Below are 14477 nucleotides of genomic sequence, written 5' to 3'. Positions count from 1 at the left end.
GCCCGTCGTGGCCGTCAGCCGTGTCCGCGCGACCCCCGGCTCCCGTGCCGGGGGGCGGGCTCCGGCCCTCCATCCCTCGCCCTCACCGTCTGGACTCGAGAAGACACCCATGTTCCGTACCGCCTTGCGCAATGTGCTCGCGCACAAGGCCCGGCTCCTGATGACCGTGCTCGCCGTGATGCTCGGCGTGGCCTTCGTGTCGGGGACCCTGGTCTTCACCAACACCGTCTCCGCGGCCCTGCAGAAGCAGTCCGCCAAGGGCTTCGACCACGTCGACGTAGCCGTCACCCCGGGCTGGAAGGACGCCGAGGGCGACCGGGTCGGCGAGGCGCACGACCTCACCCGCGCCCTGGTCGACCGGAGCGCCCGGGTGCCGGGGGCCGAGCAGGCCATCGGCATCGTCACCGGCTTCACCGCGCTCGCCGACAAGGACGGCAAGCTGATCGGCGACGACTTCCAGTCGCAGGGCGGCAACTACTGGGGCACGAAGGACCCCCGGTACCCGCTGTCCGAGGGCCGCGCGCCGAAGGGCGAGGGTGAGATCCTCATCGACTCCGAGACGGCCCGGCGCGCCGGGTACGAGGTCGGCGACACCATCCGGATGTCCGTCGACGGCCCCGTCCTGGAACCGGTCGTCACCGGCGTCTTCACCACCGACGACGGCAACGTCGCGGCCGGGGGCAGCCTCGCGCTGTTCGACACCGCGACCGCGCAGAAGCTGTTCGGCAAGACCGGCACCTTCGACGAGATCGCCGTCAAGGCCAAGGCCGGCGTCAGCGACACCGCGCTGCAGGCGCAGCTGGAGAAGGCGCTGCCGTCCGGCGTCGTGGAGATGCAGACCGGGACCGAACTGGCCGACGACCAGGCGGAGATGATCGCCTCCTCCATGAGCGGCCTGAAGCAGGCGCTGCTGGTGTTCGCGGGCATCGCGCTGTTCGTGGGGACGTTCATCATCGCCAACACCTTCACCATGCTGGTCGCCCAGCGCACGAAGGAGCTGGCCCTGATGCGCGCGGTCGGCGCCTCCCGCCGCCAGATCACCCGCTCGGTGCTGATCGAGGCGTTCGTGGTGGGCGCGATCGCCGCGGTCGCGGGCCTGGTCGCCGGCGTGGGCATCGGCGTCGGACTGCAGTCCCTGATGGGCGCGCTGGACGCCCCGATGCCGGACGGGCCGCTGGTGATCAGCACGGGCACCATCGTCTCCGCGTTCGCCGTCGGCATCCTGATCACCATGCTCGCCGCCTGGCTGCCGGGCCGCCGGGCCGCGAAGATCCCGCCGGTGGCGGCGATGAACTCGGTGCACGCCAAGGCGACCACCAAGTCGCTGGTGCTGCGCAACACGCTGGGCGCGCTGCTCTCGGCGGCCGGCATCGCGGTGGTCCTGGTGGCCACCACCCTGAAGGGCTCCGACGGCCAGGCACCGATGGGCTTCGGCGCGGTGCTGCTGATCGTCGGCGTGTTCGTCCTGACGCCGCTGCTGTCCCGCCCGCTGATCGCCGCGGCCGCCCCGGTCCTGCGCGTGTTCGGGATCTCCGGCAAGCTGGCCCGGCAGAACTCGGTGCGCAACCCGCGCCGCACCGCGGCCACCGCGTCCGCGCTGATGATCGGGCTGACCCTGATCACCGGCATGACGGTGGCGGCGGGCAGCCTGCAGAAGTCCATCGACAAGATGGCCGCCTCGGCGATCGAGGCCGACTACATGGTGTCCATGGCGAACGGCAACGCGCTGTCCCCGGACGTCGAGAAGAAGCTGAAGGAGGCCGACGGCGTCACCGCGACCAGTCCGATGCGCAACGCCGCCTCCCGCATCGACGGTGAGACGGAGTTCCTGACCGGGGTCGACGGCTCCACCTTCGGCCGGCTGACGCGGTTCGAGGTGACGTCCGGCGCCTTCGAGATCGGCGGCCGGCGGGTGGTCGTGGACGACGAGACCGCCAAGTCGTACGGCTGGAAGACGGGTTCCGAGTTCACCGCGGCCTTCGAGGACGGGAAGAAGGAGCGGCTGGAGGTCTCCGGCATCTACCGGGGCAACGAGATGATCAGCGGCATCATGCTCGACACCGCCACGCTCGCCCCGCACCAGTCCGAGCCGAACGACATGCTGGTCATGGTCAAGACCGCCGACGGCCCGACCGGCACCGCGAAGGAGTCGCTGGTCGGACTCCTCGGCGACAACCCGGGCATCAAGGTCCAGGACAAGAAGGACCTCTCGGACGAGCTCGCGCAGATGTTCACCGTGGTGCTCAACATGGTGTACGGCCTGCTGGCGATGGCGGTGATCGTGGCGGTCCTCGGGGTGATCAACACCCTGGCCATGTCGGTGTTCGAGCGTGCGCAGGAGATCGGCATGCTCCGGGCCATCGGCCTGGACCGCAGGGGCATCAAGCGGATGGTCCGGCTGGAGTCGCTGGTGATCTCACTGTTCGGCGGGGTGCTCGGTATCGGGCTCGGGGTCTTCTTCGGCTGGGCCGCGGGCGAACTGATGGGGAACAGCATCCAGACCTACGAACTGGTGCTGCCGTGGGCCCGGATGGGCGTCTTCCTGGCGCTGGCCGCCGCGGTGGGCGTGCTGGCCGCGCTGTGGCCGGCCCGCCGCGCGGCCCGGCTGAACATGCTCCAGGCCATCAAGGCCGAGTAGCGACCGTCCGTCCGCCCGCGACGACGGGGTCCCGTTCCGGTGGCGGACGGGGCCCCGTCGTCGTGTGCGGCGGGGCGGGGCGCGTCGGTTCCGGGTGCGGATGTGGGGGGGTTCGCGGTGCGTCGGTCCGGGTGCGGATGCGGCGGCGCGGGGCGCGTCGGTTCCGGGTGCGGGGGCGGGGGGTCCGTGGTGCGTCGGTCCGGGTGCGGGTACGGCGGTGCGGGGCGCGTCAGTTCCGGGTGCCGGTGCAGGTGGTGGCGGTGCGGGTGCGGGGGCGCGGGCGCGTGGGTCCCGGGTGCGTGGGTCCCGGGTGCGGGTGCAGGTGGCGGCGGTGCGGGGCGTGTCGGTCCGGGTGCGGGTACGCCCGCGGCCTGTCGGGCCCGGGGGCGGGGGCGGGTCGCGTGGCGCGTTCAGTTCCAGGTGCGGGGGCGCAGGGGCAGGCCGGACGCGCCCGACGCGGCGGGGCGGACGGCGAGGACCTGGTTGACGCCGATGCGGTTCTTCTCGAAGGCGAGGGCGGAGGCGGCCATGTAGAGCCGCCACACGCGGGCCCGGCCGGGTCCGGCCAGCCGGGCCGCGCGGTCCCACTGCGCCTCCAGGTTCGCCACCCACCGGCGCAGCGTGAGCGCGTAGTGCTCGCGGAGCGCCTCCACGTCCCGCACCTCGAACCCGGCGCGTTCCAGCAGGCCCACCGTGGTGCCGACGGGGGCGAGTTCGCCGTCGGGGAAGACGTAGGCGTCGATGAACGGGTCCAGGTCGTACGTCCCTTCGTCGCGTTCGGGGCGGCGGCCGATCTGGTGGTTCAGCAGGCGCCCGCCGGGCGCGAGGAGCCCGTGCAGACGGGTGGCGTACTCCAGGTAGCGGGACGAGCCGACGTGCTCGGCCATGCCGATGGAGGAGATCGCGTCGAACGGACCGTCGGCGACGTCCCGGTAGTCCTGGACGCGGATCTCCACCCGGTCGGCCAGGCCCTCCTCGGCGACGCGTTTGCGGGCGTGGGCGGCCTGCTCGTGGGAGAGGGTGACGCCGACGACGTCCGCCCCGTGCTCCCGGGCGGCGTGCACGGCCATCGCGCCCCAGCCGCAGCCCACGTCCAGCAGCCGCCGGCCGGGCTCCAGGGCGAGTTTGCGGCAGACCAGTTCCAGCTTGTCGTGCTGGGCCTGTTCGAGGGTGGCCCGCGGGGGCGGGGCGGACCAGTAGGCGCAGGAGTACACCATCGACGGGCCGAGGACGATCTCGTAGAAGTCGTTGCCGACGTCGTAGTGGTGGCTGACGGCGCCCCGGTCGCTGCGTCTGGTGTGCAGGCCGCGGCGGGGGCGGCGGGCCTCCTCGGCGGGCCGGGCGGGCGGCAGCGGGGGCCCGGCCAGGGCGAGCAGGCCGCGCACGGCGGAGCGGAACGCCGGGTCGCGCAGGGAGCGGGCCAGGCCCGGGGCGTCGGCGTCGCGCTCCCAGATCAGTCCCGCGAGCAGGTCCAGGGCGGTGTAGAGGTCGCCCTCGATGTCCAGGTCACCGGCCACCCAGGCGCGGGCGAGGCCGAGTTCGCCCGGCTTGAACAGCAGGTGGCGCACGGCCCGGCGGTTGCGCACGACGAGGGCCGGTGCGGACGGGGGCCCGGCCTGGGAGCCGTCCCAGGCGCGGATCCGGACGGGAAGCGGTGTGCCCAGCAGCTGATCGGCGTGGGCCTTCAGCCGCGACGCGGCGTCTGCCATGGTCTGCACCTCCATGACGGAGAATCCCGGAACGTCGTCACCACGTAAACACCCGCACGGCGACTTGGCAGCCCCCGGCGCGCGTCCGGACCGGGCGGACACCGCGGGGAGCGCCCCCTGTCCCCTCCCCCGACGCACGCACACCGGGACGGCCGTCGGCCCCGGCCTCCGGTGCGGGGCTGCGGTACGGACCCCCGGGTGCTCCTCCGGTCCGGGCTCCGGTGCCGGAATCCGCTGCCGGGTTCCGACGCCCCTCCGGTGCCGGGCTCCGGTGCCGGCCGCGCGGGCCGCCGGCGCGGGCAGGCCTGTGCGGGCGGCCCCGGGCACGGCGGTCCCGGGCATGCCGAAGGGGCCGCCCGCACCACGGATGGCGGGCGGCCCCTTCGGGCGTCATGGCTGCGGCCGACGGGCCCCGGGGAGGGGACGACCGGTCCGGCCGCGCGGCTCAGGAGGCCTTGGCCTCGGTCTTCTTCGGCTCGGCGGCGGCCACCGGGGCGGGCTTGGCCGCCTCGTAGAACTCCTCGCGCGGCGACTCGATCGCGCCCAGGGAGACGACCTCGCGCTTGAGGAACATCCCGAGGGTCCAGTCGGCGAAGACGCGGATCTTGCGGTTGAACGTCGGCATCGCCATGCCGTGGTACGCGCGGTGCATGTACCAGGCGAGCCGGCCCTTGAGCTTGATCTTCATCTTGCCGACGACGATCATCGCGACGCCCTTGTGCAGGCCGAGGCCCGCGACCGCGCCCTTGTTGGCGTGGCTGTACTCCTTCTGCGGGAAGCCCCGCATGCCGGAGATCACGTTGTCGCCGAGGACCTTGGCCTGGCGCAGCGCGTGCTGGGCGTTCGGCGGGCACCAGGCGTTCTCGTTGCCCGCCTTGCGGCCGACGAGGTCCGGGACCTGGGCGTTGTCGCCCGCGGCCCAGATGTAGTCGGTGCCGGTGACCTGGAGGGTCGGCTGGGTGTCCACGTGACCGCGCGGGCCGAGCGGCAGGCCGAAGCGGGCCAGCGCCGGGTTGGGCTTGACGCCCGCGGTCCACACGATGGTGTTGGAGTCGACCTCCAGGCCGTTCTTCAGCACCACGTGGCCGTCCACGCAGGAGTCCATCGACGTGGACAGGTAGACCTCGACGCCGCGGCTCTCGAGGTGCTCCTTGCCGTACTGGCCCAGCTTGGGGCCGACCTCGGGGAGGATCCTGTCGGCGGCGTCGACGAGGATGAAGCGCATGTCCTCGCGGGACACCGTCTTGTAGTACTTGGCCGCGTCCCGGGCCATGTCCTCGACCTCACCGATGGTCTCCGCGCCGGCGAAGCCACCGCCGACGAAGACGAAGGTGAGCGCCTTGCGGCGGATCTCCTCGTCGGTGGTCGAGTCGGCCTTGTCGAGCTGTTCGAGGACGTGGTTGCGCAGGCCGATGGCTTCCTCGACACCCTTCATGCCGATGCCCTGCTCGGCGAGGCCGGGGATCGGGAAGGTGCGGGAGACCGCGCCGAGCGCGATCACCAGGTAGTCGAAGGGCAGCTCGTACGCCTCGCCGACCAGCGGGGCGATCGTGGCGACCTTGCGGTCCTGGTCGATGGTGGTGACCCGGCCGGTGAGCACCTCCGCCTTGGGGAGCACGCGCCGCAGCGGGACGACGACGTGTCGCGGGGAGATGTTGCCGGCGGCGGTTTCCGGGAGGAAGGGCTGGTAGGTCATGTACGACCGCGGGTCGACGACGGTGACGGTCGCCTCGCCGTAACGCATCTTCTTCTGGATGCGCCGAGCTGCGTACAGGCCTACGTACCCACCGCCTACTACGAGGATCCTGGGACGCTCCGTGGTGCTCATGCCATCGAGTATCCACCCGCCCGAGGGGGGTACCTCGTGCGCCCCTTCACAAGCTCGGGCACCCCTTGTGCTACACTCCGCGGCCCCTGTGATCCAGACCATGGCCGCGATCGGGAACCCACACCACCGTCGCCACGTTGTCAATGCCGCGTGAGCTGCCTCTCCGGCAGTTCGGGGCCGCTGTGAGGCTCCTCGCACCCCGCTCCGGACCCTCCGACTCCGGCCTCCCCCGGCCGCCTGCTGAACATGTTCAAACGGGCCCCGAGCCCCCGAAAGGGCCAACCGGCCCCCATTCTGCGCACCGCCGGGCCCATTTCCTTGTGAAGAACTTCACGAACTTTCCGGCCGCGGGCCCTCCCGAAGCGCCCCCAGGGGCCCTCACCAGCGCTCGGATGCGTGCCGACCCCGCTCGGGGGAGCACCACGAGGGACGGCGTGAGCGCCCCGGAGGAGGCGCACGGAGAGGGCCGGACGGGACGGTGCGGACGTCATGGAGGACATGAACGGCGAACTCGCCACCCTTGTCGTCCACAGCGATCCGCGACGTCCCGCCCGGCACCGTCTCAGCGCGCCTCGGCGGCGCAGCTCCAGGCGATCCCGTCGAGGATGTCGTGCTCGCTGGCGACGACCTCCCGGGCGTCCATGCGCTCCATCACGGCCAGCAGCACCAGTGCGCCCGCGGCGATCACGTCGACCCGGCCCGGGTGTATGGACCCGATCGCGGCGCGCTCGGCGTGCGTGGACCGCAGCAGCCGGTCGCTGATCTCCCGCACCCGCTCCCGGGAGATCCGGGAGTGGTGGATGGCCGCCGAGTCGTAGGCGGGCAGGTCCTGGGCGATCGCCGAGACGGTGGTCACCGAACCGGCGAGCCCGACCAGGGTCCGCGCCTCGCGCAGCGGGACCGTCTTCTCGGCGAGGTCCAGGGCGGCCTCGATGTCGGCGCGCATCGCCGCCACCTGCTCGGGCGCCGGCGGGTCCGTCACCGCGCCGTCCCGCACCAGGTGCCGTTCGGTCATCCGGACGCAGCCGATGTCGACGGAGCGGGCGGCGCGGACCCGGTCGTCGCCGACGACGAATTCCGTGGAGCCGCCGCCGATGTCGACGACCAGGAACGGGCGGTGCAGGTCGGTGCGGCCGGTCAGCTCCTTGGTGGCGCCCGTGAAGGAGAACTCGGCCTCCTGGTCGCCGGTGATGACCTCGGGCTCCACGCCCAGGATGTCGACCACCCCGCGCACGAAGTCGTCCCGGTTCCCGGCGTCCCGGGAGGCGGAGGTGGCGACGAAGCGGAGGCGCTCGGCGCCGTGCCGCTCGATGATCTCCGCGTACTCCCGGCAGGCGGCGAACGTGCGCTGCAGCGCCTGCGGCGCCAGCCGGCCGGTGCGGTCGACGCCCTCGCCGAGCCGCACGATCGTCATGCGCCGGTCCAGGTCGGTCAGTTCACCGGTTCCGGGGTCGACGTCGGCCACCAGCAGACGGATCGAGTTGGTGCCGCAGTCGATGGCGGCGACCCTGTTCATCGGGCGTCCTCCCGCTCCGCGGCGGCCGGGTCCCCGGGCGTCACGCACGGGCCCTTGCGCCACCACTCGGGGAGCATGGCCAGCGCCTCGTCGCCCAGCGGGTTGACCCCGGGGCCCGCGGCCAGGGAGTGGGCGACCAGGACGTGCAGGCACTTCACGCGGTCCGGCATGCCGCCCGCGCTCGGGAAGCCCGTCAGCTCCTCGATCTCGTCGCGGCGGCGGATGTAGTCCTCGTGCGCCGCCCGGTAGGAGGCTGCCAGTTCCGGGTCGGTGGCCAGGCGTTCGGTCATCTCCTTCATCACGCCGTTCGCCTCCAGCGTCCCGATCGCCGAGGAGGCGCGCGGGCAGGTCAGGTAGTAGAGCGTGGGGAAGGGGGTGCCGTCGGGCAGCCTCGGCGCCGTCTCGACGACGTCCGGCTGTCCGCAGGGGCAGCGGTGGGCGATCGCGCGCAGTCCGCGCGGGGGCCGGCCCAGCTGCTCCCGGAAGGCCGCGACGTCCGCGTCGGTGGGCTCGGTGCGCGGGGTCGTGGGCGGGGGTGTGTCCATCGTTGTCTTTCTTCGGGGTGTCACGGGTGCCGGGCCGCCGGACGGCGGCGGTCACGGGCGCGGGGTCACCGGTCGGCGGCGTCGGCCTTGTCGACCCCGTCCCAGACGTTGGCGTACCAGGGGCGGTCGGCTGCCCGGGTGTCGGCGCGCGACCGCTTCACCGGGCCCGGGTCGACGACGACGAACCCGGTCTCGCCGGGCATGACGTAGTGCAGGCGGCGGCGGATCTCCTGCTCGGCGTAGGCGTCGTCCTGCCAGCGGGCCTTGAGGTCGCGCAGCTCCTCGACGCGCTGCCGGGCCTCCTCCTGCTGCCGCTGCAGGTCGGCGATCTCGGCGCGCTGGGAGACGTACTGCCGCATCGGGTAGGCCAGGGCCACGATCAGCGAGCAGACCACCAGGGCGAGCAGCGCGGCCCGGCCGGTGAGCCGGGAGCGGCGCGCCTGCCGCTTGGTCTGCGAGCGGTAGACCCGGGCCGCGGTCTGCTCACCGATGAGCCGGATCCTGGTCGCGGTGGAGAAACGGTCCCGGTCCTTCACCGCCATGTGCCCGCCTCCGGTTCGCCGTCGTCGTCCGTGGGTCTACGTGCGTACGTCCCCGCACACGGTACGGGACCGGGACGGGGACGTACGGACGACGCTTCCTACGGGGCGGGCGCTCAGCCCTTGAAGCGGGGGAAGGCGCTGCGGCCCGCGTACACCGCGGCGTCGTCGAGGATCTCCTCGATGCGCAGCAGCTGGTTGTACTTGGCGACCCGCTCCGAGCGGGCCGGGGCGCCGGTCTTGATCTGGCCGCAGTTGGTGGCGACGGCCAGGTCGGCGATGGTGACGTCCTCGGTCTCGCCGGAGCGGTGCGACATCATGCACTTGAAGCCGTTGCGCTGGGCCAGCTCGACGGCGTCCAGGGTCTCGGTGAGCGAACCGATCTGGTTGACCTTGACCAGCAGGGCGTTGGCGGCGGCCTCGTCGATGCCGCGAGCCAGGCGCTCCGGGTTGGTGACGAACAGGTCGTCACCGACGAGCTGCACCTTGTCGCCCAGCTTCTCGGTGATGGTCTTCCAGCCGTCCCAGTCGTCCTCGAACAGCGGGTCCTCGATGGACACCAGCGGGTACGCCTCGACGAGCTCGGCGTAGTACTCGGTCATCTCGGCGGCCGTGCGCTCCTTGCCCTCGAAGACGTAGGAGCCGTCCTTGTAGAACTCGGAGGCGGCGACGTCGAGCGCCAGGGCGATCTGCTCGCCGGGCGTGTAGCCGGCTTCCTTGATCGCTTCGAGGATGAGGTCGAGGGCCTCGCGGTTGGAGCCGAGGTTCGGGGCGAAGCCGCCCTCGTCGCCGAGGCCGGTGGCCAGGCCCTTGCTCTTCAGGACCTTCTTCAGCGTGTGGTAGACCTCGGTGCCCCAGCGCAGGGCCTCGGAGAAGGACTCCGCGCCGATCGGGGCGATCATGAACTCCTGGATGTCCACGTTGGAGTCGGCGTGCGAGCCGCCGTTCAGGATGTTCATCATCGGCACCGGCAGCAGGTGCGCGTTGGGGCCGCCCAGGTAACGGAACAGCGGCAGGTCGCTCGCCTCGGAGGCGGCGTGGGCGACGGCGAGGGAGACGCCCAGGATGGCGTTGGCGCCGAGGGAGCCCTTGTTGTCGGTGGCGTCCAGGTCGAACATGGCCTGGTCGATCAGGCGCTGCTCGGTGGCGTCGTAGCCGACGAGCTCCGGGCCGATCTGCTCGATGACGGCGAGGACGGCCTTCTCGACGCCCTTGCCCTGGTAGCGGTCGGGGTCCCCGTCCCGCAGCTCGACGGCCTCGAAGGCGCCCGTGGAGGCGCCGGAGGGAACGGCGGCACGACCCGTGCTGCCGTCGTCGAGGCCGACCTCGACCTCGACCGTGGGGTTGCCTCGGGAGTCCAGGATTTCCCGGGCTACGACGACGTCGATGGACGGCACGAGCATCTCCTTCGTGGATGTGACGCGAGTGGGCAGGGCCTCGGTGGCTCTGCGAGACCGAGCCTAACCGGCTCCGGGCGATCGGCCATCCGGTCGCCCATCCCCTGGACATCCGTGGCTCGTGCCTCGGAGTGCCGCGGGGGACAGAGCAGAGCTTAGATTGTTTCTTCACGGAACAAAGACGGCCCTGGAGACCGTGACCGGAAAGTGGCCGGCTCGGAGGTTCCCCGGGGGAGCTCGGAGGAGTTCGGCGAACGGCCCGGGAAGGCGTCCGGCAAGAGGCCCGGACATGGCCCCGCCCCGGTGCGTACGGGGGATCACGCACCGGGGCGGGGAGCCGGGGGAGGCCGGGCCGGGAGACACGCGGCCCTGGGGCTGCTCCTTACTTCAGGTGCAGCTGCTGGCCCGGGTAGATGAGGTCGGCGTCCTGGACGACGTCGTCGTTCAGCTCGAACAGCTTGGCCCAGCCGCCCTTGACGTCGTGCTCCTCGGCGATGGAGCTGAGAGTGTCACCCTTGACGACCTTGTACTCGCCGTCGCCCTTCTTGACCTTCTTGCCGGTCGGGGTGGTGACGGTCTTCTTCTGCGCCGGACGCTCGGCGGAGCGGGACGGCTTCTGCTGCTCGGTGGAGCGCTCGGCGGTGGAGCCGGTGTCCTGCTTCGGGGCGCTCTGCTGCGATCCGCCGCCCTGGTTCTGGGTGGAGCCGCCGCCGGTGTACGCGGCGCCGGACAGGCCCTTGCCGCAGACCGGCCAGGCACCCTTGCCCTGGCCCGCGAGGACCTTCTCGGCGATCTCGATCTGCTGGGCCTTGGTGGCCTGGTCGGCGGTGGAGGCGTACTTCGTGCCGCCGTAGCCGGCCCAGGTGGAGGCGGAGAACTGCAGACCGCCGTAGTAGCCGTTGCCGGTGTTGATGGACCAGTTGCCGCCGGACTCGCACTGGGCGACGGCGTCCCACTCGGCGGCGGTGGCGGCGGAGGCGTTGCCGGCCGCCATCAGCGGGGCGGCGACGGCGGCGCCGGTCACGCCGACGACGGCGATGGCGCGAGTGGCCTTGGACGGACGACGGTGCTTGCCCTTGCCGGAAAACAGCATGGTTGGATCCCCTCACCGACGCCTACGAGGTGAGCTGTCGGGTTCGGGCCGGTTGAGTTGCCCGGCCACGCCCCTCACGGGACGCGGCTTCACCCCAAGCCGCACCCGGCGTTCAACCACCGGATCCGGCACCTACCTTGGGTCCCCCGCTCCTGCCTACGGCGCACTGGTGCGACGACTGTTCCCGGGCTGCCACTGGCAGGATTCGGCGTGGCGGCAGCCGGGGCCCGCGATGGCGAGCGGTCATGACCGTAGACACGCGTTCGGCGGAATTTCAAAGACGATCACGGCTTCTGAGACCTATGTCTCACAAACTTTAAACCGGACATTCAGCACGAAACATGACGTCAACTGTCGCCGTCCGGCGGGTTGTTCACCCACCCCTTTCGCCCGGAACGCCCCCGGCCGGAAGCTTCTGACCGGGGGCGTTCCACCCAAGTGGGCTATTTCGGGACCCTGCTGGCGGCAGGACGAGAGAGGGCTCGTCATCCGCTCCCGGGACGGAGCGGGTTCGCCGCCGGTTCCGGGCGGGTCACCTCGGAATCCGGGCGGGTTCGCCACGGGTCCAGGGCGGGTTCGCCACGGGGTCCAGGGCGGGTTCCCCACGGGGTCCAGGGCGGGTTCCCCACGGCTCCCGGGGAGCAAGGAGACCCGTCAGCCGCCCCGGAGGGGAGAGCGGCTCGTCACTGGTTCCAGGAGGAGAGCGGGCTGCCCTGCGCCGACAGGGACGCCTCGGGCGTGGCGGACGGCTGCGCCGGGACGGCGGGGGTGGACGACTCGGAGGCGGACCAGAGGCCCCCGACGGCACTCACGCCCGGCGTCCCGCCCATCACCCCGCGCGCGGCACCGGCGTCGTGCGCGACGTAGCCGCCCTCCGGGGCGCCCGCACCGCCTCCGGAGACCTCTTCCGGGGCGGGCGCGCCACGGTGGCGGCCGGTGCCCTCCGCGGGGGTGCCGGCGGATGCCGACGGGGCGTCACCCTTGTCCGCACCGCTCGCCTTGCCCGCATTGCGGGATTTCTCACCCTCGACGGAGGGGGAAGCCGGGCTCGTGGGCGAGGCGGCCGGGTCGTCGGCCTTCCCGGTGGCGCCGCCCGAACCGTCCGCGGTGCCGGTCCCGCCCGGGGTGCTCTGCGACGGGGAGGGGGTCGCGGACGCCGAGGCGGACGAACCGCCGGACCCGGACTCCGGACCGGCGGGCGGGGCCGAGGAGTTGCCCAGCCCCAGGGAGCCCGGGATGTCCGTTTCCTCCGTGGCGGAGTCACCCTGGCCGGCGCCGCCGTCGGACGAGTCGGGCTGCAGCCCCGCGACGAGACCGCAGGTCGCCCAGTCGCCGACGCCCTCGGCGGCGAGCGCCTTGTCGGCTATCTCGATCTGCTGGCGGCGGCTGGCCAGGTCGGCGCTGGCCGCGTACTCGAGCCCGCCGTACTTCTCCCACTTCTCCTGGCTCATCTGGAGGCCGCCGTAGTAGCCGTTGCCACTGTTCTCGCTCCACGAGCCGCCGGTCTCGCACTCCGCGATCCGGTCCCACGTCTTGCCGTCGGCCGCACTGGCGCTGCCGGCCGCCAACAGCGGGAGGGCGATGGCGGAGCCGGTGACTCCGGCCGCGACGACGAAAGCCGGTGCCTGGCGGGGGCGACGGTGCCGACCGTTCCCGGAGAGCATGCGGAGACCTTTCACACGACAGCGGTTGCCACGCGGCGGACGCGAACTCACGTGCGCCACGCTGTTGATGGGTGAACGTATCGGGAAGGATCTCTTGTCACAAGTTAATGCCGCGCAGATCACGTGGAGATCACGGAGTGTGAGACTGTGTCACGTTTCCGCTGGTCGGCTCGGGGGCACTGAGGCGCCGTCCGGTTCGCTCGGCTTTGCCGGAGGAGTGAATTCCACCGGCAGGGTGCGCAGTCCGCGCATGATGAGCCCGCCCCGCCAGCGCAGTTCGGCCGGATCCGCCGCCAGCCGGAGGTCCGGCAGCCGGGTCAGCAGGGTGGCGAGCGCGGTCTGCCCCTCCAGGCGCGCCAGCGGGGCACCCAGGCAGTAGTGGATACCGTGGCCGTATCCCAGGTGGGGATTGTCACGCCGCGCCAGGTCCAGCACGTCCGGCCCGTCGAACCGTTCCGGGTCCCGGTCCGCCGCCGCGAGCACGACCAGCACCGGGTCCCCGGCGGCGATCCGCTGCCCGCCGATGGTGACCGGCTCCGTCGCGAACCGCCAGGTCGCCAGTTCCACGGGGCCGTCGTAGCGCAGCAGTTCCTCCACCCCGGTCTCCAGCAGTCCGCGCTCCCCGGCGGCCAGGGAGTCCTGGAGCAGGGCGCGCTGCGCGGGATGGGTGAGCAGGGCGTAGGTGCCGTTGCCGATGAGGTTGACGGTGGTCTCGAAGCCGGCGAACAGCAGGATGAACGCCATCGCGGCGGCCTCGTTCTCGGTGAGGTGCTCACCGTGGTCCGAGGCCCGGATGAGACCGGAGATGAGGTCCTCGCCGGGGGCGGGCTCGGCGGGCAGGGCCGCGCGCTTGCGGTGGATCAGGTCGGCGAGGTAGCCGCGCATCTTCTTCACCGAGCGCGCCACCCCGCCCCGGGGGCCGCCCTGGTGGCGGATCATCATGCCCGCCCAGTCCCGGAAGTCGTCCTGGTCCTCCCGGGGGACGCCGAGCAGGTCGCAGATGGCGTGGATGGGGAGCGGGAAGGCGAACTCGTGGATCAGGTCGGCGGAACCGCGGGCGGCGAAGGCGTCGATGAGCCCGTCGGTCAGCTCCTGCACCCGGGGCGCGAACTCCGCCACCCGGCGCGGGGTGAACGCCTTGCTCACCAGCCGCCGCAGCCGGGTGTGGTCCGGCGGGTCGATGTTGAGCAGATGCGTCATCAGCTCCGCCTTGCGCTCCCCCGGGATGCCGGTCCTGCCCTTGGCGTGCGCGGACTCGTCGTGGTGCGCCGGGTTCTTGGACAGGCGGTTGTCCGCGAGGGTCCGGCGCGCGTCGGCGTACCGGGTCACCAGCCAGGCCTCCACCCCGCTCGGCAGCCGCGTCCGGTGCACGGGCGCGTGCTCGCGGAGCCAGGCGTAGGCGGGGTAGGGGTTGCTCGCGAACTCCCACGTGAACAGTTCGGGCACGGGGCGCGTAGAGGGAAGTGGGGGAGACACGGGAGGTACGGGAGGCGCAGGAGGTACGGGAGGCGCAGGAGGTACGGGAGATACGGGAGACGCAGGAGGTAC

General features: G+C 72.3%; 10 protein-coding genes and 1 riboswitch. Of the genes, 1 reads left to right on the top strand and 9 read right to left on the bottom strand.

Translation table 11 applies throughout. The annotated features are described in order from the left end of the window. Positions 1 to 109: 109 nt before the first annotated feature. On the top strand, positions 110 to 2638 hold the full coding sequence (locus AC02VZ_RS07275) for an ABC transporter permease (protein WP_432056151.1): 2529 nt from the start codon (positions 110 to 112) through the stop codon (positions 2636 to 2638). Positions 2639 to 3048: 410 nt separating this feature from the next. On the opposite strand, the gene AC02VZ_RS07270 is transcribed toward AC02VZ_RS07275, so the two are convergent. The 9 genes from AC02VZ_RS07270 to AC02VZ_RS07230 form a co-directional block, all read right to left on the bottom strand. Further along, the gene (locus AC02VZ_RS07270; RefSeq protein WP_432056150.1) at positions 3049 to 4347 is read right to left on the bottom strand and encodes a class I SAM-dependent methyltransferase; all 1299 of its coding nucleotides are present in this window, start codon (positions 4345 to 4347) and stop codon (positions 3049 to 3051) included. Between the two features lie 445 nt (positions 4348 to 4792). Continuing rightward, complete coding sequence (locus AC02VZ_RS07265) at positions 4793 to 6175, bottom strand: NAD(P)/FAD-dependent oxidoreductase (RefSeq protein ID WP_432056149.1); 1383 nt, start codon at positions 6173 to 6175, stop codon at positions 4793 to 4795. Positions 6176 to 6737: 562 nt separating this feature from the next. After that, positions 6738 to 7691, bottom strand: a complete 954-nt coding sequence (locus AC02VZ_RS07260) for a Ppx/GppA phosphatase family protein (protein ID WP_432056148.1) — start codon at positions 7689 to 7691, stop codon at positions 6738 to 6740. Next, a complete protein-coding gene (locus tag AC02VZ_RS07255) occupies positions 7688 to 8236 on the bottom strand; it encodes a DUF501 domain-containing protein (RefSeq protein WP_432056147.1) in 549 nt (182 codons plus the stop codon). The genes AC02VZ_RS07260 and AC02VZ_RS07255 overlap by 4 nt, the downstream gene beginning before the upstream one ends. Positions 8237 to 8301: 65 nt before the next feature. Beyond that, positions 8302 to 8778, bottom strand: coding sequence for an FtsB family cell division protein (locus AC02VZ_RS07250; RefSeq protein WP_432056146.1), 477 nt, complete (start codon positions 8776 to 8778; stop codon positions 8302 to 8304). A gap of 113 nt (positions 8779 to 8891) precedes the next feature. After that, on the bottom strand, positions 8892 to 10172 hold the full coding sequence (gene eno, locus AC02VZ_RS07245; RefSeq protein ID WP_432056145.1) for a phosphopyruvate hydratase: 1281 nt from the start codon (positions 10170 to 10172) through the stop codon (positions 8892 to 8894). Positions 10173 to 10554: 382 nt separating this feature from the next. After that, positions 10555 to 11265, bottom strand: a complete 711-nt coding sequence (locus AC02VZ_RS07240) for a transglycosylase family protein (RefSeq protein WP_432056144.1) — start codon at positions 11263 to 11265, stop codon at positions 10555 to 10557. A gap of 4 nt (positions 11266 to 11269) precedes the next feature. Further along, positions 11270 to 11439, bottom strand: a riboswitch (cyclic di-AMP (ydaO/yuaA leader). Positions 11440 to 11948: 509 nt separating this feature from the next. Further along, positions 11949 to 12929, bottom strand: a complete 981-nt coding sequence (locus AC02VZ_RS07235; protein ID WP_476474870.1) for a transglycosylase family protein — start codon at positions 12927 to 12929, stop codon at positions 11949 to 11951. Between the two features lie 150 nt (positions 12930 to 13079). After that, complete coding sequence (locus AC02VZ_RS07230) at positions 13080 to 14405, bottom strand: cytochrome P450 family protein (RefSeq protein ID WP_432056142.1); 1326 nt, start codon at positions 14403 to 14405, stop codon at positions 13080 to 13082. Positions 14406 to 14477 lie beyond the last annotated feature (72 nt).

This window comes from Streptomyces sp. 3-6 (assembly GCF_056323165.1).
The sequence above is the reverse complement of the archived record's forward strand: the minus strand, read 5'-3'. Positions and strand labels throughout refer to the sequence as shown.

Bases quoted from the DNA above. Each gene is read 5' to 3' on its own strand.
- AC02VZ_RS07270 (WP_432056150.1), bottom strand. From the start codon at position 4,347: ATGGCAGACGCCGCGTCGCGGCTGAAGGCCCACGCCGATCAGCTGCTG.
- AC02VZ_RS07255 (WP_432056147.1), bottom strand. From the start codon at position 8,236: ATGGACACACCCCCGCCCACGACCCCGCGCACCGAGCCCACCGACGCG.
- AC02VZ_RS07275 (WP_432056151.1), top strand. From the start codon at position 110: ATGTTCCGTACCGCCTTGCGCAATGTGCTCGCGCACAAGGCCCGGCTC.
- AC02VZ_RS07265 (WP_432056149.1), bottom strand. From the start codon at position 6,175: ATGAGCACCACGGAGCGTCCCAGGATCCTCGTAGTAGGCGGTGGGTAC.
- AC02VZ_RS07260 (WP_432056148.1), bottom strand. From the start codon at position 7,691: ATGAACAGGGTCGCCGCCATCGACTGCGGCACCAACTCGATCCGTCTG.
- AC02VZ_RS07235 (WP_476474870.1), bottom strand. From the start codon at position 12,929: ATGCTCTCCGGGAACGGTCGGCACCGTCGCCCCCGCCAGGCACCGGCT.
- AC02VZ_RS07240 (WP_432056144.1), bottom strand. From the start codon at position 11,265: ATGCTGTTTTCCGGCAAGGGCAAGCACCGTCGTCCGTCCAAGGCCACT.
- AC02VZ_RS07250 (WP_432056146.1), bottom strand. From the start codon at position 8,778: ATGGCGGTGAAGGACCGGGACCGTTTCTCCACCGCGACCAGGATCCGG.